The following is a 20,814-nucleotide window of genomic DNA, read 5'->3' as shown; positions in this document are numbered from 1 at the left end:
CCACTCCGACGACGACTAAGGCAAGGCTTACCTTAGCTGCCTCTCGGAGGGGTTGGGGGACCAGGGGGTCGGGAGCCGTCTCCGGTCGCGGGCTCAGTGAACGGAGAGGCCGCCGTCGACGAAGATCGACTGTCCGGTGACGTAGGCGGAGGCGCGGCTCGCCAGGAACACCGCCGCGCCCTCGAAATCCTCGGCCAGACCATTGCGCCCGACCATCGTGCGCGCGGCCAGCGCCGCCACCTTCTCCGGGTCGGTCGACAGTCGCGCGTTGAGCGGCGTCATCACGAAGCCCGGCACCAGCGTGTTGCAGGTGACGCCGTACGGCGACCAGGCCTCGGCCTGCGAACGGGCCAGCGACTCCAACGCCCCCTTGGAGACACCGTAGGCGCCGCTCTGGACGAACGCCCGGTGCGCCTGCTGGGAGGTGATGTGGATGATCCGCCCGAAGCCCCGTTCGGCCATACCGGGCCCGAACCGCTGTCCCAGCAGGTAGGGCGCCTCCAGGTTCACCGCCATGGTGGTGTCCCACACCTCCTCGCCCAACTCACCCATCGGCGGACGCAAGTTGATACCGGCGGAGTTGACGAGGATGTCGGGCTCCCCGAATGCCCCGGCTGCCTCCTCGGCCGCCGTACGCACGCCGTCGCGCGTGCTCAGATCGGCGCTCACCCAGGCCGCCCGACAGCCGTCCGCCGCCAACTCACCGACCGTCGCCGCCAGCTCCGCCTCCTTGCGCGCCACGACCACGACACTCGCCCCCGCACGCGCCAGGGCCCCGGCGATGGCGCGTCCGATGCCGGAACTGCCACCGGTGACCACGGCGACGCGTCCGTCCAGCGAGAACAGTTCGGAGAGGTAGGTCTGCGAGATCATTCCCGCACCCTAGAGGGGGAGTGCCGGTGGGAGCGGCCGGGGGTTCCCGGAGCGGGCGTTCAGCGACGGTACCCGCCGAAGATTCGCATTGCGATCACGCGCGTCTCCTCTCGGCGGCACCGACCACGCCAGCCGCACAGAGCAGGCAACTCGATCCGCCGCGACAGCACCTGGCGGAACAGACACGCCGTCGTCGCGGGTCACGCGTGCGGCAGCGGCTGCTCCGTCCAGACGGTCTTGCCGTCGTGGGTGTAGCGGGTGCCCCACCGCTCCGTGACCTGCGCGACCAGGAAGAGCCCGCGGCCGCCCTCGTCCGTGCTGAGGGCCCGTCGGAGGTGAGGCGAGGTGTGGCTGGTGTCGGACACCTCACAGATCAGGCAGTGCGTACGGATGAGGCGCAGGGTGACGGGGCCGGCCGCGTACCGGTAGGTGTTGGTGACGAGCTCGCTGGCGACCAGCTCGGTGGTGAAGGCCAGTTCCGACAGCCCCCATTCGGTCAGTTTCGCCGTGGTCAGCTCCCTGGCACGGGCAGCGGAGGTCGCTTCCAAGGGCAGCTGCCATGTGGCGACATTCTCTGGGGGCAGCACCCGGGTACGGGCGATGAGCAGCGCGATGTCGTCGATGGGGAGGTGCTCCTTGGGCAGCAGCGCTTCGACCACGGCATGGCAGGTGCTGTCCAGGGGATCGGCGGAGTGGGTGAGACATTCGTGCAGGTGCTCCAGCGCGCCGTCGATGTCGCCGTTGCGCGCCTCCAGAAGACCGTTGGTGTAGAGCGTGAGCAGGCTTCCCTCGGGGAGGTCGAGGTCGTACGTCTCGAACGGCAGTCCGCCCAGTCCGAGCGGTGGGCCTGCGGGCAGGTCGAGCACGGTGACCTCGCCGTCCGGCGTGGTCACCATCGGTGCCGGGTGGCCGGCGCGCGCCAGGGAGCAGTGCCGGGAGACCGGATCGTAGACCGCGTAGACGCAGGTGGCCCCCAGCATCTGCTCGATCACCGACCCATTGCCGTCGGTGTTCGCCTCCAGCTCGGTGGCCAGCAGACTGACCAGATCGTCCAGCCCCGCCACCACCTCGTCCGGTTCCAGGTCGAGGCTGGCCAGGGTGCGCACGGCGGCGCGCAGGCGGCCCATCGAGGCCGCAGCGTGGATGCCGTGGCCGACCACGTCTCCCACAACGAGGGCGACCCGGGCCCCTGACAACGGGATCACGTCGAACCAGTCACCGCCGATGCCCGGTTCACTGCTCGCTGGGAGGTATCGGCAGGCCACCTCGACGGCCGGCAGGTCGGACGCCGCGCTCGGCAGCAGACTGCGCTGCAGAGTCAGGGCGGCGCTCTGCTGCTGGGTGAAGCGGCGCGCGTTGTCTATGCAGACGGCCGCACGCGAGGAGAGCTCCTGGGCCACGGCGGCATCGTCGTCCTCAAAAGGCTCCGAATAGCGCGATCGCCACAGGCTCACTACGCCCAGTACCAGACCGCGCGCGACCAGGGGCACCGCGATCAGCGAATGAACTCCGAGACCCAAGGCGATCTCGACCCGCCGACGGTCCATGGCGTACCACTCGGGGCGGAGGGACAGCAGTCCTTCAAGAATCGGGCGACGCTCGAACAGGCACCGCGCCTGCGGAGATTCCGGAAGCAGCGGGACCACATCGCCTTCCTGGAACGGGACGCGCTGTTCTGGGGGTGAGAGGGCAGCTCGGATCAGCGGACCCGACGCACCGGAAACCGGCTCGTCACCCAGTGTCACCGGCTTGAGGAGATCCACAGAGCAGTAGTCGGCCAGGCCGTCGGCAGCCACCTCGGCCAGTTCCCGAGCGGTCTGTGTCACGTCCAGTGAGGTTCCGATCTTGGCGCTTGCCTCGTTCAGCAGGGCGAGCCTGCGTTGGGCCCGGTGGCGGTCGGTCACGTCCTCGATCGTCTCGGCCACGCCGAGCACCCGGCCCGAGGGGTCTTCCATCCGGAACGCCGAGATGGACACGATCCGGTCCCGGCCCGGATCATGGCGTGCCCGGGCCGACTGCTCCGTGAAGATCAACGGCTCACCGGTCTCCAGGACGTGCCGTACCCGCTCCTCGGTCGGACCCGCGTCCTCGTCGACCATGAATTCGCGAGGGCGACGGCCCACCGGCGCCTCGGCCGGGACACCGCTTGCCTTCTCGACCGCACGGTTGACCCGGATCACTCTGCTGTCCGGGCCGTAAGTGACCAGACCGATCGGGGACCGGCGGTAGAGGCCGTCCAGCAGCGCACGGTCCCGCTGCCAGGCAATGACCTCCGCGGCGGGGGCTCCGACCAGGACCCACTCCTGACGGTCCCCGTCCCGAGTGATCGCGCGGGCCCGGAAACCCATCTCCATCCGCCGTCCGTCGCGGTGTCGGACGGGCAGGACCCCGAACCAGCCCCCCGTCCTCATGGCGTCCACGACGACGGACCGCACGACAGGCAGGTCAAGGGCGTCCACCAGGAGGTCCTGCCACGCCCGTCCGATCACTTCCTTGGCCGGATAGCCCAGCAACTCCTGTGCACGTGCGCTCCAGCCGACCACGGTGCCTTGATCGTCGAGCACCGCCGTGGCGCCACGCCTGAGGGCGAACGGATCCTCCGGACTCTCGCTGAAATGCATCGACGGCATCGCCATAGCCACCACCTTGCCTAACTCCGATGTTCCTCCCCGCGGTCTCCGTTCGCGACCCTCCCGTCTCTCCCGGCCCGGCAGTCCGGCTGGTTCGGTTACTGCTCCGATGCCTCCGGCACCGACGCGATGTTCGCCGGGCAGGACGCCCCCAGTCGGTTTCGAACGGGGTACTCAGCCTGACCTCCGACCCGGCGGGCCTGTGCTGTCATGTGCCCCGTCGGCCGCAGCCGGCTGTTGAGTGAAGCGGCCCGTCAACCCCGTAGGTGGGCAGGGAGTCCATTTCCAAGGGGGTATGGACGTTCCTGGGGCAGCAGCCGGGCGGCGGAGTCCAGGTCACCACCGCTGACGAGGGCGTGGATCTCGTGGGCGAGCGGGGCCACGTCGCGGATGGCGACCGTCCACTCGTCCGCGTAGCGTCGTACGGCCTCACCGGAGAGGCCGAGTTGCAGGGACCGGTACGGCAGGGGCCGCAGGTGCAGGTCCCGCTCGGGGTCCCACTGGACGCGAGCGGGCGCATGCTTCAACTGACGCTGCCAGGTGGCCCGGTCGGGGTGTACCCCGTGGACGTAGCTCGACAGGCACGCGTGGCGCAGCGCCCACTCGAAGCCTTCGCGGGTGATCTCGACGGCCAGAACGGTCTCCTGACCTGCCTTCGTGCCCCAGCCGCAGCGGTACATCATCCACAGGAACGACGGCTTGATCCACGTCATCCTGTCCCGTTTCCACGCGGCGGGGAAACGGCCCTCGCGGACGGCGGGCAGGCCGATCTCCGGGGAGTACGCCTGGTAGACGGTGATCGTGGATTCCGCGTGGGCCGCGCGGATCCTGCGTTGTGGTTCTTCCATGGCGTACAGCGTGAGGTCGGCCCGTTCAGGCGGCCACTGGTTTTCGACCGCCGTCCACGGATACGGGGTGCGCCCGCCGCAGCACCACCGTGCGGGTTGCCGGTGTCGTCACCAGCCCGGTGGCAGGACGGTCGGTTTGCGGAGTCACCACCAGCGGGCATCGCGGCCTTCCGCGAGGGGCCGCCAGTACGTCGACCTCTGACGCCCCCGTGCTTGTCATCCGTCGGCGGGCGCCACGCCGATCGGGCAGGAAACGCCCGTTCCGCCGATCCCGCAGTAACCCGCCGGATTCTTGTCGAGGTACTGCTGGTGGTACCCCTCCGCCGGATAGAAGGTGCGCCCCTCCGCGGGGAGCAGCTCCGTGGTGATCGTGCCGTAGCCCGAGCCCGTGAGGACCTTCTGGTAGGCCTCGCGGGAGGCGGTCGCCGTCGCGGCCTGGGCCGGGGTGTGGGTGTAGATGGCGGAGCGGTACTGGGTGCCCACGTCGTTGCCCTGGCGGAAGCCCTGGGTCGGGTTGTGGGACTCCCAGAAGAGCTGGAGGAGCCGCTCGTACGACACCACGGACGGGTCGTAGACCACGCGGACCGCCTCCGTGTGGCCGGTCAGGCCCGAGCAGACCTCTTCGTAGGTGGGGTGCTCGGTGAAGCCGCCCTGGTAGCCGACGAGGGTCGTGTACACGCCCGCCGGGAGCTGCCAGAACTTGCGCTCGGCGCCCCAGAAGCAGCCCAGGCCGAAGTCGGCGATCTCCAGGCCCTCGGGGTAGGGGCCGAGGAGCGGGGTGCCGAGGACCGTGTGGCGGTCGGGGACCGTGAAGGTCGGCTCGGGGCGGCCGCGCAGAGCCTGCTCGGGGGTCGGGAGCTGCGGTGTACGGCTGTGCAGGAACATGCGGTCTCCACGGGGGTTACTGGGGCACGGGGCCGGGGGGTGGGGTCCGTGCTCTTCAACGCAGGAACCCCGGCCGGAATTCCGACGGTCTGGTGGCCGCCATGCCGACGGCTTGGCGGCCGGAATGCCGGCGGCCTGGTGGCGCGGGCGCCTTGCCTCAGTGCGACAGCGTCGCCGGGCTCCCACCGTTCGCCTCGTACCCCGCCACCGCCAGCGCCCGGTATATCGCGTAGTCGGCCGCCGGGTCGTCGGTGAGGGTCCAGGGCAGCGCGCCCACGTGGCCGTCCACGTGCACCAGCTGGTTCATCGCCTCCGACCAGCGCTCGCCGCGGACGAGGAAGAAGACCAGGAGGTGGCGGACATGCGCCAGCATCGGGTCGTCGGGGCGGGCCGCGTGGACCGCGAAGAGCGCGCCGTGGACCGCCTTCGTCACGACCTCGCTCTGGTAGAAGCTGCGGACCAGGTTCACCTCGGGGAGGTGCTCGAAGACCGCGAAGAGGGGCATCGCGGCGAGGAGGGAGCCTTGGGGGGCGCGTGCTGCCGCGGCCTCCGCGAAGGAGTACGCCACCTCCCGCGAGCCGTGCCACTTCTCGCACCAGTAGTGCAGGGCCGCCAGATGCGCTCCCATGTGGGACGGCGCGCGGTCCAGGATCTTCAGCCAGAGCTTCTCGAACTCCGGCTGGGGGTAGGCGAGTCCGCGGGCCACCGACAGTTCGATGATGTACGGGATCGGGTCACCGGGGGAGAGAAGGGCCGCCTCGCCGCACGCCGCCCGCGCCTCCTCCATGATGATCCGGAACTCGTCCGTCCCCGGCGTCGACGTACGCCACGCCTGCTGCACCAGGAACTCCGCGTGCACCGCCGCGCTGCCCGCGTCCTTGGGCTTCTCGGCCCGCCACACCCGCAGCCACTGCCCGCCCGGCGTCTCGCTGACCCCGCCGGGGCGCTGCTGGAGCTCCAGCGACGCGGCGCCCGCGAAGGCCTGCACGCGCTGCCAGCGCCGCTCGCCCTCCACTTCCGTGCCCGCGAGCAGCTGCGAGGCGGAGCCGTAGTCCTGCGTGCGCTGCACCAGGTCCAGCACGTCCAGCAGGTCGTGGTCCGGGCCCGGCATGCGGATGTCCAGCTCCTCCTGCCGCAGGAACCCGTAGTGCGCCGGGTCCGCGGCGTCCGGGTCGCCGGGCGCGACCTGCTGTATTCCGGCGCGCCTGCGCATCAGCACTGGCAGCAGAACCAGGCTGAACATGGCCAGCGCCATCAGGACCCAGAGAATCTCCATGCCTCAAGCGAACCAGACTGGTCCGACAATTGGCCAACCTGGTCGGACTCCGGCCCGGTTCCGGCGGGCCCGAGGCCCTCGCGCAGGGCGTACGCCGTCATCAGCCTCGCGGGCGCACTACGCTCGGGACCCATGAGCGACAGGCACATCAGTCAGCACTTCGAGACCCTCGCGATCCACGCGGGCAACACCGCCGATCCCCTCACCGGCGCGGTCGTCCCGCCGATCTACCAGGTCTCGACCTACAAGCAGGACGGCGTGGGCGGGCTGCGCGGCGGCTACGAGTACAGCCGCAGCGCCAATCCGACCAGGACCGCCCTGGAAGAGAACCTCGCGGCCCTGGAGGGCGGCCGTCGCGGCCTCGCGTTCGCGTCCGGACTGGCGGCCGAGGACTGCCTGTTGCGTACGCTGCTGAGCCCCGGCGACCACGTGGTGATCCCCAACGACGCGTACGGCGGCACGTTCCGCCTCTTCGCGAAGGTCGTCTCCCGGTGGGGCGTGGAGTGGTCCGTGGCCGACACCAGCGACCCCGACTCCGTACGGGCCGCCCTCACCCCGAAGACCAAGGCGGTCTGGGTCGAGACGCCCTCCAACCCCCTCCTCGGCATCACCGACATCGCCGCGGTCGCGCAGATCGCGCGCGAGGCGGGCGCCAAGCTCGTCGTCGACAACACCTTCGCGACCCCCTACCTCCAGCAGCCGCTCGCGCTCGGCGCGGACGTCGTCGTGCACTCCCTGACCAAGTACATGGGCGGCCACTCGGACGTCGTGGGCGGCGCCCTGATCGTCGGCGACCAGGAGCTCGGCGAGGAGCTGGCGTACCACCAGAACGCGATGGGCGCGGTCGCCGGGCCCTTCGACTCCTGGCTGGTGCTGCGCGGCACCAAGACGCTCTCCGTGCGCATGGACCGGCACAGCGAGAACGCCGGCAAGGTCGCCGAGATGCTCACCCGGCACGCGCGCGTGACGCGCGTTCTCTACCCGGGCCTCCCGGAGCACCCGGGTCACGAGGTCGCCGCCAAGCAGATGAAGGCGTTCGGCGGCATGATCTCCTTCCAGGTCGAGGGCGGCGAGGAGGCTGCTGTCGAGGTCTGCAACCGCGCCAAGGTGTTCACGCTCGGCGAGTCCCTGGGCGGTGTCGAGTCCCTGATCGAGCACCCGGGACGCATGACACACGCGTCGGCGGCCGGTTCGGCGCTCGAGGTCCCCGCCGACCTCGTACGTCTCTCCGTGGGCATCGAGAACGTCGACGACCTGCTCCAGGACCTCCAGCAGGCCCTCGGCTAGGCATCAGGAGGCCTGCCGGCCGGCAGGCCTACCAGCCCGTCAGCGGTGGAGTCGTCTCCGACGGCGGCTCCACCCACGGACGGGCCATCAACGCCCAGACGATGAAGGCGACGGCCGCGGCGAACAGCAGCAGCCACATCAGACGCCGGGCCACCGTCCTGCGGCGCAGCATGCGCCCGCCACGGCGTACGACGTCCGCGTACAGGTCGGGCGGTACCGGGGGCGGCGCCTGCTCCAGCATCCGCCGTACGGCCGCCTCGCGCTCGGGCCGGTTCACGGAAGATCACCTCGCGCAGGGCGCGCCGGACGAGCGGTCCGGCTTGTTTCCGCTGCCGGGGGTCCGGGGGATGTCCCCCGAGAGGGCGCAGTCATGAGGGTGCCACCTCCACCCTGGTCGGTGCCGGGCCCCGCGGCGGGTGCAGCAGCGTCGCCATCGCGCGGGCGCAGATCGCCCGGACCCGTTCCGTGGGGAGCCCGAGCAGGGCCGCCGTCTGTTCCTCGGCGACCCCCTCGTACAGCCTGAGGACCAGAATCAGCCGCTCCTGGGGTGTGAGCCGCGCCAGGACGGTGTCGGCGGAGGGACGGAACCGGAGCCGCCCGAAGCTCCCGTGCTGATGCCAGGCCGCGCGCGCGAAGCGGACGGCCAGTTGCTGGCGCGCGCAGTCGTACGGGTCCTCGCCGCGCAGCCGGTCCCAGGAGGCGTACGTGTGGGCGAGGGCCAGCGTCAGCAGGCGCCGGGCACGCGGGTTGGCGTCCCGGGGCTCCGCCGTGAGCAGCGTGGCGGCATGCAGCAGCCGCCCGGCCGCGCCCGCGACGAACGCCTCGAACTCCCGGGCCCGGCGGGCGCCTTGGGACGCATGCCGTTCTCGCACCGCGCCTCCCGTCTGAGGGCGACCCTGAGGGAAACGGAGCCCCGGCCGCGTACGACATGCCGCACCGCGTACGACAAGGACCCGGTCTCATATGAGGCCAGGTGCCGCCTTCCGGTCAAGAGTCCGGCGCACATGCACGCGCGCGTGGGGAGCGGGGGAGGGGTTTACGTCGCGCGCGCAGGCCCGGGGAAAGATCTCCGCGCGCGTGCGGAACCGGCAGCGAGCCGCACGGCGAGCCGTGCCGGCGCATCGGGCCGCCCGCGCCGGATGACCTACGCGCGCGTGGAGATGCTGGGATGTCACCCGCGCGCCTGGGGACCGGGATCCTGGAAATCACCCACCCGCGCATGGGGCACGGGAGGGCGCCCGCGCGTGCTGGAAATCGCCCACCCGCGCGTGGAGCCCGGACAACCACCTTCGCGCGGCCGAGGCCTCGGGAAGTGGCCCACGCGCGCGTGGAGACCGCGGACACGGTGAAGTGCCCCGCGGAAGTTCAGGAAGTCGGCTCCGGCTCCGACACCGGCATGCCCTGCGCGGCCTGGCGGGCGGAAAGGGCGCTGTTGAAGCGCGTGAGGAGCGTGCAGAACGCCTCGCGCTCCTCCGGCGCCCAGTCGTGTGTCAGCTCGGCCATCAACTGACGCCTGGAGGAGCGCACTTCGTCGAGCCGGGACTGCCCGCGCGGCGACAGCTGGAGCACCACCGCGCGCCCGTCCTCGGGGTGCGACGTGCGCTTGACGAGCCCGGTGTCGACCAGCGGGGCCACCTGCCGGGTGACCGTCGAGGAGTCGATGCCCATGCTCGCGGCGAGCGCCTTGACGCCCATCGGGCCTTCCTTGTCGAGGCGGTTGAGCAGCAGGTACGCGGCGCGGTCCATGGAGTTGCGCACCTGCCCCACCCCGCCGAGCCGGGTCTGTTCGGCACGGCGCGCGAATACCGCTACCTCGTGCTGAAGCGTGTCCAGGAGACCGGTGTCACCGACGGTCGTCATGTCCATCGACATTTCTGGTGTTGTGGGCATGGCCGGGGGCTCAATTCATGCGTGGGGAGCTGGGTTGGGGGACAGGGTACGCGGCTGGGAGGCGGGTCGTACCGGCGCTGCGCAAACCGGTCTCGGAGCGTGGTCACACCAGGAGGGGACCCGCGTGAACTGCGAGACTGGTGGTCATGAGCTACAGCACGGCTGACTCCTTTCCCAGCGTGACTCTCGACGACGTACGTGGCGCGCAGAAGATGCTCACGGGTGTGGCGCGGGTGACCGCGATGGAGGGCAGCAGGTATCTGACCCAGCTGGTGGGCGCACCGGTCCACTTCAAGTGCGAGAACCTCCAGCGCACGGGTTCGTTCAAGCTGCGCGGCGCGTATGTGCGGATCGCGGGGCTGCTTCCCGAGGAGCGCGCCGCGGGTGTCGTCGCCGCGAGCGCCGGAAACCACGCGCAGGGCGTCGCCCTGGCCTCCGCGCTGCTCGGCGTGCGTTCCACGGTGTTCATGCCCACCGGCGCCCCGCTGCCGAAGGTCGCGGCCACACACGACTACGGCGCCGAGGTGAGGCTGCACGGACAGGTGGTCGACGAGACGCTGGCCGCCGCGCAGGAGTACGCGGCCGAGACGGGCGCGGTGTTCATCCACCCCTTCGACCACCCCGACATCATCGCGGGCCAGGGCACGGTCGGCCTGGAGATCCTGGAGCAGTGCCCCGAGGTGCGCACGATCGTCGTCGGGATCGGCGGCGGCGGGCTGGCCGCGGGTGTCGCGCTCGCGGTGAAGTCGCTGCGTCCGGACGTACGGATCGTCGGTGTGCAGGCGGAGGGCGCGGCGGCGTACCCGCCCTCCCTGGCGGCCGGGCGCCCGGTGTCGATCGAGAACCCGGCGACGATGGCCGACGGCATCAAGGTCGGACGGCCCGGCGATGTGCCGTTCCGCCTTGTCGAGGAGCTGGTGGACGAGGTGCGCACGGTCTCCGAGGACAATCTGTCCAGCGCGCTGCTGCTCTGTCTGGAGCGCGCCAAGCTGGTCGTCGAACCGGCCGGCGCGAGCCCCGTCGCGGCGTTGCTGCGCGAGCCCGGGGCCTTCGAGGGCCCGGTGGTGGCCCTGCTGTCGGGCGGGAACGTGGACCCGCTGCTGATGCAGCGCATCCTGCGGCACGGCATGGCGGCGGGCGGCCGCTATCTGGCGGTGACGCTGCGGCTGACCGACCGTCCCGGAGCCCTGGCCACACTTCTCGGGGTGTTGTCAGTGGCGGACGCTAACGTCCTCGATGTGAGCCACGTACGGACCGATCCACGGCTCGGACTCACGGAGGTGGAGGTCGAGCTGCACCTGGAGACGAAGGGGCCCGAGCACTGCGCCGAGGTGAACCTGGCGCTGCGCGAGGCGGGTTACACGGTCATCGACTGAGGTCAGGGCCACGGCAGGGCCACTGTCAGTCCCGGGTGGAAAAATCTGTTGAGCAACGCGATACATCGCGTTACGGTGTGTCCCTTGCTGCTCATTTCGTGAAAATCCCCAACGACGTGGAGAACTCACATGCCAGGCGCCATCTATGCCGAAGGCCTGGTGAAGACCTTCGGTGACGTAAGGGCTCTGGACGGCGTCGATCTCGATGTCCCGGAAGGCACCGTTCTGGGCCTGCTCGGGCCGAACGGCGCGGGAAAGACGACCGCGGTCCGCTGTCTGACGACCCTGCTGCGCCCCGACAGCGGCACGGCGGTCGTCGCGGGCGTCGACGTACTCAAACACCCCGACGCGGTCCGCCGCAGGGTCGGCCTCTCCGGACAGTTCGCCGCGGTCGACGAGTACCTGACCGGCCGCGAGAACCTGCAAATGGTCGGCCAGCTCTACCAGATGAAGGCGAAGGCCGCGAAGGTGCGGGCGGACGAACTCCTGGAGCAGTTCAACCTCGCCGACGCCGCCGACCGCACCGCGAAGACGTACTCGGGAGGTATGCGCCGCCGGCTCGACCTGGCGGCCGCCCTGGTCGTCTCGCCCCCGGTGATGTTCATGGACGAGCCGACGACCGGTCTCGACCCGCGCAACCGCCAGCAGTTGTGGGACGTCATCAAGCAGCTGGTCTCCGGTGGTACGACGCTGCTGCTGACCACCCAGTACCTGGAAGAGGCCGACCACCTCGCGCACGACATATGCGTGGTCGACCACGGCCGCGTCATCGCCCGCGGCACCGCCGACCAGCTGAAGGCGCAGACCGGCGGCGAGCGTGTCGAGGTCGTCGTGCACGAGCGCGAGCACATAGAGGCCGCGTCAGAGGTGCTGCGCGGCTTCGGCAAGGGCGAGACCACGGTCGAGGAGCACACCCGCAAGCTCACCGTGCCCGTCACCGGCGGCGCGAAGCTCCTCGCGGAGGTCATCCGCGAACTGGACACCCGCGGCATCGAGATCGACGACATCGGCCTGCGCCGCCCGACCCTGGACGACGTCTTCCTCTCGCTCACGGGCCATATGGCCGAGGAGCGGGAAGAGGGCAACGGAGTGGCGGGCGGCAGCAAGGGTCCCAAGCGCCAGAAGGAGGCCGGCAAGTGAGTGCCGTGACCGACGCCGTGCAGATCGCGGCGCCCTCGAACCCGTTCAGCCAGTCCATCCGCGACTCGCTGGTCGTCGCCAAGCGCAATCTGATCAGGATGTCCCGGATCCCGGAGATGGTGATCTTCGGACTGATCCAGCCGATCATGTTCGTGGTGCTGTTCAGCTATGTGTTCGGCGGCTCCATGATGATCGGCGGCAGCACCAGCCCCACCGACTACCGCAACTTCCTGATGGCCGGCATCTTCGCGCAGACCGTCACCTTCGCCACCGCGGGCGCCGGCGCGGGCATCGCCGACGACATGCACAAGGGCCTCATCGACCGCTTCCGCTCGCTGCCCATGGCGCGCGGCGCAGTACTGACCGGGCGCACGCTCGCCGACCTCGTACAGACCGCGCTGACCCTGCTGGTCCTCGCGATCGTCGCCCTGCTGGTCGGCTGGCGGGTCGGCTCGGACAGCGACACCAACGCGGGCAAGGTGCTGGGTGCCTTCGGGCTGCTGCTCCTGGCGGGGTACGCGTTCACCTGGATCGGCGCGCTGATCGGCCTCTCGGTCCGCACACCGGAGGCGGCCACGTCGGGCGGACTGATCTGGCTCTTCCCGGTCACGTTCATCTCGAACGCGTTCGTGGACTCCAGCAATATGACGCCCTGGCTGCGGCACATCGCGGACTGGAACCCGTTCAGCGCCACTGTGCAGGCCTGCCGGGTGCTCTTCGGCAACCCAGGGCAGTCGAAGCCGGACGCCTGGCCCATGCAGCACTCGATCTGGGCCTCGGTGATCTACTCGGTTCTGATCACGCTGATATTCAGGACGCTGGCGGTGCGCAAGTACCGTTCGGCGACGGCGTGAGGACGATGACCGGCCGATCGTGACCTGGGCATGAAGATGCCCCCGGCCGTGCGGCCGGGGGCATCTTCGTAGTCGCTGGTCCTGGGCTCAGCCCTGGTACGGCTCGGCCTTGAGGATCTTCACCGAGGCGAACTTGCCGTTCGGCAGTTCGTACTGGGCGTCCTCGCCGACCTTCTTGCCGTTCACACCGGAGCCCAGCGGGGACTGCGGGGAGTACGTCTCGATGTCGGAGCTGGCGTACTCGCGCGAGGCCAGCAGGAAGTCCAGGGTGTCGTCCTCGTCGCCGTCGAAGGCGATGGTGACGACCATGCCCGGCGCGACCATGCCGTCCGCCGCGGGAGCCTCGCCGACCTTGGCGTTCTCCAGGAGCTGGGTCAGCTGGCGCACACGGAGCTCCTGCTTGCCCTGCTCTTCCTTGGCCGCGTGGTACCCGCCGTTCTCGCGCAGGTCGCCCTCTTCGCGCGCGGCCGCGATCTTGCCGGCGATCTCCGTGCGCGCAGGACCAGACAGGTACTCCAGCTCGGCCCTGAGCTGGTTGTACGCCTCCTGGGTCAGCCAGGTGACGCTCTCACTGGTCTGGGTCACAGGTGCTCCTCGTAGGTACTGGGAATACAAAGCATCGCCCTACCCAGAAGAATGTTCCTTCACAGGTGGGCGAAACCACGAGCCTAACAATTCGGTGGCTCGGAGGGGAGGACATAAGACATCAGAATTACGTCAATGCAGGTCAGGGGCTAGGTGCTGAGGGTGATGTCAGCCCGTGTCCGTTCCCGTTCCGTGTTTGTCCGGTTCCGCTCAGTCCGCGTGGCAGCCGAGCAGCTCCGCCGTGGAGCCCCGGGCCGTCGTACGCAGGGTAACCACCTTGTCGATGCGAGAGGAATGCTGGTCGAAGCGGAAGTCCGCGCGGCCCACCTCGGTGCCGTCGGCACTCTGGGAGCGGACCGTGCAGTAGCCGCTCGCATCTGTGTCCTTGCGCACCTCCAGGTGCGCCTCGACCGCGCTGTCGGAGACGGCCTTGAAGGTGATGACCTGGGCGCTGATCTTGTTGCCGCCGACGTAGTAGTAGGCGAACCAGCCCACCAGCACGAGCAGGGCCACTCCCAGCACACTGCCGACGACCTTGAGCTTGCGGTCGGCGCGTTCGTCCGCGGAGCGGCCGTACCGGCCCTCGGGCAGTTGCACCGTACTCATGATCGTCCTCTCCGCGGGGCCCACGAGGCAGGACCCCGGAATTATTCGCCCCCCGATTCCGTCACTATAGAAGCCGCCCATCAAGCCGATTAACGCCGGGCGCCGACTTGCCGACTGGCCGACTTACTGAGGATTGAGTCTTGACTGACCAGCTGCGACTGATGGCCGTGCACGCCCACCCCGACGACGAGTCGAGCAAGGGCGCGGCCACCATGGCGAAGTACGTGTCCGAGGGGGTGGACGTGCTGGTCGTGACCTGCACGGGTGGGGAGCGCGGCTCCATCCTCAATCCGAAGCTTCAGGGCGACAAGTACATCGAGGAGCACATCCACGAGGTACGCAAGAAGGAGATGGACGAGGCCCGCGAGATCCTCGGTGTCAAGCAGGAGTGGCTCGGCTTCGTGGACTCCGGCCTGCCCGAGGGCGACCCGCTGCCGCCGCTCCCCGAGGGCTGCTTCGCCCTTGAGGACGTGGACAAGGCGGCCGGTGAGCTGGTCAGGCAGATCCGCTCGTTCCGCCCGCACGTGATCACCACGTACGACGAGAACGGTGGTTATCCCCACCCCGACCACATCATGACCCACAAGATCTCGATGGTGGCGTTCGAGGGCGCGACGGACCGCGAGAAGTACCCGGAGTCGGAGTTCGGCCCGGCGTACCAGCCGCAGAAGCTCTACTACAACCAGGGCTTCAACCGCCCGCGCACCGAGGCGCTGCACAACGCCATGCTGGACCGCGGCCTGGAGTCGCCGTACGGGGAGTGGCTGAAGCGCTGGTCGGAGTTCGAGCGCACCGAGCGCACGCTGACCACACACATCCCGTGCGCCGAGTTCTACGAGATCCGCGACAAGGCGCTGATCGCGCACGCCACGCAGATCGACCCCGAGGGCGGCTGGTTCAAGGTCCCCATGGAGGTCCAGAAGGAGGTCTGGCCGACCGAGGAGTACGAGCTCGTGAAGTCCCTCGTCGATACCTCCCTCCCCGAGGACGACCTCTTTGCGGGCATCCGCGACAATGCCTGACATGAGCGCAAGCCTGGCACTGACGCACCTCGTCCCCCTCGCCAAGGAGGTCGACCAGAACAAGGTCACCCCCGGCGTCCTCGGCTTCATCGTCTTCGCGGTGATGGCCCTGGCGGTATGGGGCCTGATGAAGTCCATGAGCAAGCACATGGGCAAGGTCACCTTCGAGGAGGACCCCGAGAACGACGCGGCGGCCTCCGGCAAGGGCGCCGGCGCGGGTTCCGGTCCCGCCTCGGCCTCCGCCTCCGGCGGGAAGGCCTCACCCGCGAAGGGCTGAGCCACCGGGCGACGAACGGCTCGTCCCTGCGAGCGTTCGTTCTTGCGCACGCCTGCCGGCGTGCTTCAGCGCGAGTGGTCCGCCAGCGACAGCAGCAGGTGCGCGGACTCCGGCCGCAGATGGTCGGAGTGCGCGCCCGCCGGGCCGCTGCCGCGGACGTACACCTCACTCGCGTCGACGCTGACGAAGCGGTGGTCGAGGACGTCGTGCGGATACGGCTCCTCGACGCCCCGCATCGTGATGGCGGACACCGGCGCGGGCGCGGTGCCGATCCCCGCGTATCCGATGCCCGCCCGTTTCTCGGCGCGCAGATGCCAGAAGCCGGTGGCGCGGTCGTGCTGGGAGTAGGTCGCCACGACGGGGCCGCGCAGCGGTGCCTCGGCGAGGGCGGTGAAGGTGGCGGTGAACGCGTCGCGCGGCGCCGCCATCTGCAACAGCAGCATCGAGTCGACGGTGAACGGCCGGCCGGGCGGCTCGGGCGTGCTCCAGCCGAGCGTGGCGCCCGGTGCGTCGGCCGCCCACTGCACCGCCTCGCAGAGGAAACGGCAGCCGAACGAGTGCCCGACGAGGTGCAGATACTGGCCGTCGCGGTTGGCGAGGACGCCGGACGCGGCCGGGTCGGCGCGATGCGCGTCCAGGTAACCGAGCAGCCGGCCGATGACCCGGGCCGCGTGGCCGTCCGTGCTCATGGCGTGCGCCCGGTCGCGGATGCGCCGGTAGCCGCCGAGCGACGGGAGCGAACGGGACGGCCAGCGGACCAGCACGGTCCACGGCCGCCAGGGCGTGAGCTCCGGATACAGCGCCCGACGCCGTTCGTGCTGGCTCGTCGCCAGCGCCAGCAGCCGCTGGACCGCTGACAGCGCCGAGTCCGGCTTGGTCTGCCAGCCGTGTACGTAGACCAGCAGATCCGTGGCCCAGTCCGGCGGCGCCAGCTCCTCCGCGAAGTGGTCGAGCAGCCGGTCGGCCGGGACGGGACGGGGGCCGCGCGTGGTCGTTTCCAGGGGCCAGCCGTCGGAGTCGAGGTCGACGGTGTGTACGGCGGCGGCGTGAGCGGGGGCGCTCATACGGCGACCTCCTGGCCGGTCTCGGCGGTCGGCAGGGCGGCGCGTTCCAGCCGGGTGTCCATGCCGCAGTGCAGGGCGTAGGCGAAACCGAGCGGGTTGCGCAGTTCGTCCGCGAAGCGGCGGGCGACGGTGTGGGCGACCGAGCCCGCGGTCTCGGCCCCGCGCAGATAGCGGCTCAGGAACTCCAGCGCGTACTCGGCCGCGAAGACCTGCGGCATCTCGATCTGCGGGCCCAGCACGCCCCGGGCACCGGCGTGGATCAGCGCGCGGCCGAGGAAGGCGAGGTCGCCGCCGCCCTCGGGTATTCCGGCGTGGCAGGCGTTGAGGACGACGAAGGGCTGGAAGGGGCTGTCCTCGCCGAAGCCGCGCCGCCGCTCCCGTACGGTCTGTGCGTCGATGGTCGTCTGGTCGGTCAGCTTCAGGGCCAGGATGGCGGGTTGGGAGCCGTTGGACACGAAGTGGCCGTGGCACCAGAAGTACATGAGCTGCTCGCACAGGCCACCGTCCGCCAGCGCCCGCACCAGTTCCGCGCGGGTGGTGCGCTCCACGAAAGAGGTGTCCTTGGCCAGCACCGCGGCCACCTCCGCGGCCCGTGTGAGGCCCTTGCGGTCGACGCGGGTGTCGTGATTGAGGCTGACCGTGGGGACGGCGGGCGCCTCGCGACGGCCGCCGAGCCAGGGGTAGGCGCCGCCGGTCTGCTCGATCTGATGACGGTGGCCGAGGAAGAGCGGGAACAGGGCGTCCGGACCCGAGATCGGACGCGTCACCGGCACGTCCTCGGGGCGCAGGCACACCATCGGCCACGGCACGTGCAGCTCCGAGTCGAAGCGGACCCGCAGTCCCTCGCGGGCCGCCAGCGCCTCCGCCAGATAGTCCCGGAACCGCACGACGCGTGGATCGTTGCCGCCGAGGAGCGTGCCGAACAGCAACTCGGAGCCGACGAGGACGAGTTCGTCGACGATGTCGTACAACTCTCCCGTCGGCCGGTCGCGCAGATCCACGAGCGCGGCGTACGGGCGTTCCGGACCGCCCGGCGCGGGGCGGCCGTCCGCCGTCAACGGCTGGTGGTCGACGAGGAGTTCCTTCCACAACCGGCACAGCCGCGCCGCCCCGGCCCGCACGTCGGCGGGCCGCACGGAGAGATCCACGCGATGCTCGGTGCCGTACAGAGACGGCACGGCGGGGCCGTACAACCGCGCCCTGATCCGGTCACCGGCCAGTACATCGAGGCATACGGTGATGTCGGGACCCTGCGTCAGCTCGTCGGGCAGGGTCCTGAAGCCGTTGCTGGGGTCCTGGACGATCCGGACCCGGAGTTCTGTGCTCATCGTGCCCCTACCGCCCCCGCCGCGCCGTCGCGTGCGGGGCCGCCAACTCGTCCGGCCCGTCCGTGTCCAGGATCTCCAGCTCCGTCTCGACCTGCTGGAGGACTGTTCCGGTGCGTTCCAGGGCGATGGTGAAGCGGATGACGTGGACGCCCGGGCGGCGCGCGGTGAAGCCGAACTCGGCGCCGTGTTCCGGGTGTTCGGAGGGACGGAGGAGGGCGGTGGGGGGTTCGGCCGAGGCGGGGGTGAGAGGGGTGGCGACGGCGGTCAGCCAGGGGGGATCGCCCTCGGGCACGGCCCAGGGGTGGTCGTCGTCCGGGACCACGCGCAGGAGGAGGCGGGCGGTCGCGGCGACGGAGGGGGTGTCGTCGAGGAGGGTGAGGTGCACTTGGCAGTGGGGGGTGGAGGGGAGGGCGGCCTTCGATGGAACGGGAGGCAGGACCGGCGGCATGCTCGTGTCCTCGGCACAGACGCCGACGATGTCGCGGGCCCGGAGCGGGATGATGAGGCCCAGCCATGTGAAGTGCGGCGGATCGGCGGAGAAGCCGGCCACGGCCACCGCGCGCCAGAACTCCTTGAGGTCTTCCTCGATGAGGGAACGGCCGTTCGTCTCGGACGGCAGATGCCACGGAAGAGCTGGAGGGGCATCTCCGTCCTGTCCACTCAGGGCGCGGATGCAGGCCGTCCAGGCGAGACCTCCTTGGTCGTTCAGTTCACGGAAGAGCAGCTCGGAGTCGCGCAGGAACTCGTCCGCGACGGCAGGTGTCGGATGGCTCAGGGCCAGCTCCAGCGCGCTCCAGGCGTGCCCGAGCGGACAACCTGACCCCTTGAACAGGCTCACAGCGGTGAGTAGTTCGTCCAACGGTCGGTCATCGGGATCCAGTAGGGCCAGCCGGTGCAGGGTCCATGCCATGCCCAAGTCGTCCCCGCACTCCCGGAAGTGGTCGGAGGCGGCCATCAGCGCCACGCGCGCGTCATCCGCTTGTCCTCTGCGGGCATGGACCAGACCCAAGTAATGGCAGGTCCAGCCCATACCGCGGATGTCCTCGGTCTCTTCGTGCGCGGTGAGGGCGCGCTGCGCGGTATCGAGAGCCAGGTCGGTGTGGCCGCGCAGCAGATGAAGCCGGATCCTCTCCGTGGACGCCCAGTTCTGGCCGCCTTCGTCACTGGCGGAACGCAGCGTCTGCGTGGCTTGGTCCAGCAAGTGCTCCGCCCGCTGTGTCTGTGCCGTCAGCAGACAGGCGCGTGCGTGGTGCAACAGTGCCCAGCCGCGCCCGCGGGGGCAACCTGCCCTTCGGTGCAGTTCGGCGGCCTCCAGCAGGAACCTCTCCGACTCCGCGAGCCTGCCCTGGTCGCACAGTGACGCGCCGCGGACGACCGCGTGCCACGCCGCGTCGACCCCCTCCGGAGGCGGTGCCTGGTCGAGCGTCGCCAAGGCACCGGCCAGCCGGCCTGTGCAGTACGAGGCGGTGGCTGCCCCGTACGTGGTGTTCTCCGGGGTGTCGTGCTGGAGCAGCACCCAGGCGTGCCTGGACAGGCCCAGACGGCGGAGAGCCGAGCCGAGGGGGCGGCGCGCGGCACTCTCCGAGATCCGGTGAAGAGCGACGAGCCGGTGGGCGTCGCCGCGCACGGCGAGCAGGGTGGCCAGCGCGTTGATGAGCCCCTCCTCCTCGTGCGAGGCGGGGCGCCCCTTGGGCAGCAGGGCCATGAACTCGTCGACGTGCTCGGCGAGTTCGTCCGGTGTCAGCCACACCACGTGCTGGTCGTGCTGCGGCGGCTGGTCCCGGCCGTCGAGCAGTCCCGCCGTGTCCCAGGCGGCGTCGCGCGCGGCAGCCAGCAGGTCGGCGGGCACCCGAACCTTCAACCTGGACACCTCGTACCCCGACATGCGTAGCGGCACGGCGTCCACGAGCGGCGACGGGAGGGTGAATGCTCCCTCGCGCACCTCGTGCACCAGCCCGTACCTTGCCAGCCCGTCCAGGATCCGTTGCGCGCCGGCCTGCCTGCCGTTCTCCCAGAGCAGGGCCTCGACGCTGCGGAGGGTGAAGGGTCCGCCGGGCCCCCACACCGCAAGCCGCTGCAGCAAGTCCTTCTCGGCCACGTCGAGTCGGTCCCATGCGAGGGCGAACAGTGCTGACGGCGTGTTGACGGCCAGCCGCGGTGGAGTGAACGGCGGCCTCAGGATCAATCCGGCGATCCGCAGCAGGGCGGGTAGTCCCTGCGCGGCGGAGACGAATTCGTTTTCGGCGGAGCGGATGCCGTCCTCGGGTTCCGCGCGGGACACGTGCTTGACCAGTTGTAGGGCGTCCTGAGCGTCGAGAGGTCCTACGGCGTGCAGGTATGCGTTTGCGTCTCCGCAGCGTGATTCGTGCCTGGAGGTGATGATCACTTGGTTCAGGCCGGGGCCGAGCGCCTGCACCAGAGAGAGGCCGTATCCCTGCCCTACGTCGTCGAGAACGATGACCGAGCCCCGGATGTGTTCCGCGCACTGCCGCCACAGCTCCGTGGTGAACGCCGGGTCACCCGTGAGGGCTGCCTCCACGATCTCCCGCCGAGGGGCCGCGTGCTCGGCGAGGAGCCGGAGTATCGCCGTCTCTGCGCTGGGAGTGTCACCCACGGAGATCCAGTGCGCCCGTCGTCCCCTGGACCCGGCCACCGCACGGGCCACCTCGGCAGCCAGTGCCGACTTGCCGACACCGGCCGGCCCGTGCAGGACCACCACCTTTGAACGCGACATCGGAGACCTGCCGAAAGACAGCTGTTCGGCGAGGAGCGCGACCTCCCCGTCACGGCCCACGAACGGCACCGGAGGCTCCGGAGCAGGCCCAGGGCCCCGCAGTACGTCGTCCATCGCAGCCCCCAATGCGCCTACTTCG

Annotated in this window: 19 protein-coding genes; 6 read left to right on the top strand and 13 right to left on the bottom strand. The window is 70.2% G+C overall.

The genetic code is table 11. From position 1 onward, the window contains the following. Window positions 1-93: 93 nt before the first annotated feature. From OIC96_RS17435 to OIC96_RS17415, 5 genes are all read right to left on the bottom strand, one after another. Window positions 94-873 (bottom strand): SDR family NAD(P)-dependent oxidoreductase, encoded by a 780-nt coding sequence (locus OIC96_RS17435; RefSeq protein WP_330306941.1) that lies wholly within the window; start codon window positions 871-873, stop codon window positions 94-96. 200 nt (window positions 874-1,073) lie between these two features. Next, the gene (locus tag OIC96_RS17430) at window positions 1,074-3,509 is read right to left on the bottom strand and encodes a SpoIIE family protein phosphatase (protein WP_330306942.1); all 2,436 of its coding nucleotides are present in this window, start codon (window positions 3,507-3,509) and stop codon (window positions 1,074-1,076) included. A 248-nt stretch (window positions 3,510-3,757) separates the two neighbouring features. Then, on the bottom strand, window positions 3,758-4,351 hold the full coding sequence (locus tag OIC96_RS17425; RefSeq protein ID WP_330306943.1) for a DUF4291 domain-containing protein: 594 nt from the start codon (window positions 4,349-4,351) through the stop codon (window positions 3,758-3,760). A 216-nt stretch (window positions 4,352-4,567) separates the two neighbouring features. Next, the gene (msrA, locus tag OIC96_RS17420) at window positions 4,568-5,236 is read right to left on the bottom strand and encodes a peptide-methionine (S)-S-oxide reductase MsrA (RefSeq protein ID WP_330306944.1); all 669 of its coding nucleotides are present in this window, start codon (window positions 5,234-5,236) and stop codon (window positions 4,568-4,570) included. 157 nt (window positions 5,237-5,393) lie between these two features. Next, a complete protein-coding gene (locus OIC96_RS17415; RefSeq protein ID WP_330306945.1) occupies window positions 5,394-6,512 on the bottom strand; it encodes a hypothetical protein in 1,119 nt (372 codons plus the stop codon). A gap of 132 nt (window positions 6,513-6,644) precedes the next feature. On the opposite strand from OIC96_RS17415, the gene OIC96_RS17410 reads away from it, so the two are divergent. Continuing rightward, complete coding sequence (locus OIC96_RS17410) at window positions 6,645-7,799, top strand: cystathionine gamma-synthase (protein ID WP_330306946.1); 1,155 nt, start codon at window positions 6,645-6,647, stop codon at window positions 7,797-7,799. 28 nt (window positions 7,800-7,827) lie between these two features. Here the strand turns inward: OIC96_RS17410 and OIC96_RS17405 are convergent, their stop codons facing one another. The 3 genes from OIC96_RS17405 to OIC96_RS17395 all read right to left on the bottom strand — a co-directional run bounded on the left by OIC96_RS17405 (window position 7,828) and on the right by OIC96_RS17395 (window position 9,671). After that, window positions 7,828-8,076 carry a hypothetical protein gene (locus tag OIC96_RS17405; RefSeq protein WP_330306947.1) on the bottom strand — a complete coding sequence of 83 codons (249 nt, stop codon included), beginning with the start codon at window positions 8,074-8,076 and terminating at the stop codon, window positions 7,828-7,830. Window positions 8,077-8,167: 91 nt separating this feature from the next. Beyond that, entirely contained in the window at window positions 8,168-8,671 is a 504-nt protein-coding gene (locus OIC96_RS17400) for a sigma factor-like helix-turn-helix DNA-binding protein (RefSeq protein ID WP_330306948.1), read from the bottom strand. A 493-nt stretch (window positions 8,672-9,164) separates the two neighbouring features. Beyond that, a complete protein-coding gene (locus tag OIC96_RS17395; protein ID WP_330306949.1) occupies window positions 9,165-9,671 on the bottom strand; it encodes a MarR family winged helix-turn-helix transcriptional regulator in 507 nt (168 codons plus the stop codon). Window positions 9,672-9,835: 164 nt separating this feature from the next. Here OIC96_RS17395 and ilvA point away from each other — a divergent pair, with 164 nt between their 5' ends. The 3 genes from ilvA to OIC96_RS17380 all read left to right on the top strand — a co-directional run bounded on the left by ilvA (window position 9,836) and on the right by OIC96_RS17380 (window position 13,059). Further along, window positions 9,836-11,065 (top strand): threonine ammonia-lyase, encoded by a 1,230-nt coding sequence (gene ilvA / locus OIC96_RS17390; protein ID WP_330306950.1) that lies wholly within the window; start codon window positions 9,836-9,838, stop codon window positions 11,063-11,065. Window positions 11,066-11,194: 129 nt separating this feature from the next. Beyond that, window positions 11,195-12,205, top strand: a complete 1,011-nt coding sequence (locus OIC96_RS17385) for an ATP-binding cassette domain-containing protein (RefSeq protein ID WP_330306951.1) — start codon at window positions 11,195-11,197, stop codon at window positions 12,203-12,205. Next, complete coding sequence (locus OIC96_RS17380) at window positions 12,202-13,059, top strand: ABC transporter permease (protein WP_330306952.1); 858 nt, start codon at window positions 12,202-12,204, stop codon at window positions 13,057-13,059. The genes OIC96_RS17385 and OIC96_RS17380 overlap by 4 nt, the downstream gene beginning before the upstream one ends. Window positions 13,060-13,146: 87 nt before the next feature. Here OIC96_RS17380 and greA read toward each other — a convergent pair whose 3' ends face one another. Further along, window positions 13,147-13,644, bottom strand: coding sequence for a transcription elongation factor GreA (gene greA / locus OIC96_RS17375; protein WP_327431265.1), 498 nt, complete (start codon window positions 13,642-13,644; stop codon window positions 13,147-13,149). Between the two features lie 210 nt (window positions 13,645-13,854). Beyond that, window positions 13,855-14,250, bottom strand: coding sequence for a DUF4307 domain-containing protein (locus OIC96_RS17370; protein ID WP_327431266.1), 396 nt, complete (start codon window positions 14,248-14,250; stop codon window positions 13,855-13,857). Window positions 14,251-14,411: 161 nt separating this feature from the next. On the opposite strand from OIC96_RS17370, the gene mca reads away from it, so the two are divergent. Beyond that, the gene (gene mca, locus OIC96_RS17365; protein ID WP_330310272.1) at window positions 14,412-15,272 is read left to right on the top strand and encodes a mycothiol conjugate amidase Mca; all 861 of its coding nucleotides are present in this window, start codon (window positions 14,412-14,414) and stop codon (window positions 15,270-15,272) included. Window position 15,273: 1 nt separating this feature from the next. Then, window positions 15,274-15,549 (top strand): hypothetical protein, encoded by a 276-nt coding sequence (locus tag OIC96_RS17360; RefSeq protein WP_406474008.1) that lies wholly within the window; start codon window positions 15,274-15,276, stop codon window positions 15,547-15,549. 65 nt (window positions 15,550-15,614) lie between these two features. Here OIC96_RS17360 and OIC96_RS17355 read toward each other — a convergent pair whose 3' ends face one another. The 3 genes from OIC96_RS17355 to OIC96_RS17345 are packed head-to-tail and all read right to left on the bottom strand — an operon-like array spanning window position 15,615 to window position 20,789. Next, window positions 15,615-16,613: a hypothetical protein gene (locus OIC96_RS17355; RefSeq protein ID WP_330306954.1), complete on the bottom strand. Its 999-nt coding sequence runs from the start codon at window positions 16,611-16,613 to the stop codon at window positions 15,615-15,617. Next, window positions 16,610-17,941, bottom strand: a complete 1,332-nt coding sequence (locus tag OIC96_RS17350; RefSeq protein WP_330306955.1) for a CHAT domain-containing protein — start codon at window positions 17,939-17,941, stop codon at window positions 16,610-16,612. Before OIC96_RS17350 ends, OIC96_RS17355 begins: the two co-directional genes overlap by 4 nt. 7 nt (window positions 17,942-17,948) lie before the next feature. Continuing rightward, window positions 17,949-20,789, bottom strand: a complete 2,841-nt coding sequence (locus OIC96_RS17345) for an NB-ARC domain-containing protein (protein WP_330306956.1) — start codon at window positions 20,787-20,789, stop codon at window positions 17,949-17,951. Window positions 20,790-20,814 lie beyond the last annotated feature (25 nt).

Origin of the sequence: Streptomyces sp. NBC_00775, assembly GCF_036347135.1 — a bacterium.
GTDB lineage: Bacteria > Actinomycetota > Actinomycetes > Streptomycetales > Streptomycetaceae > Streptomyces > Streptomyces lutosisoli.
This window is presented reverse-complemented; position numbering and strand designations above follow the sequence as displayed.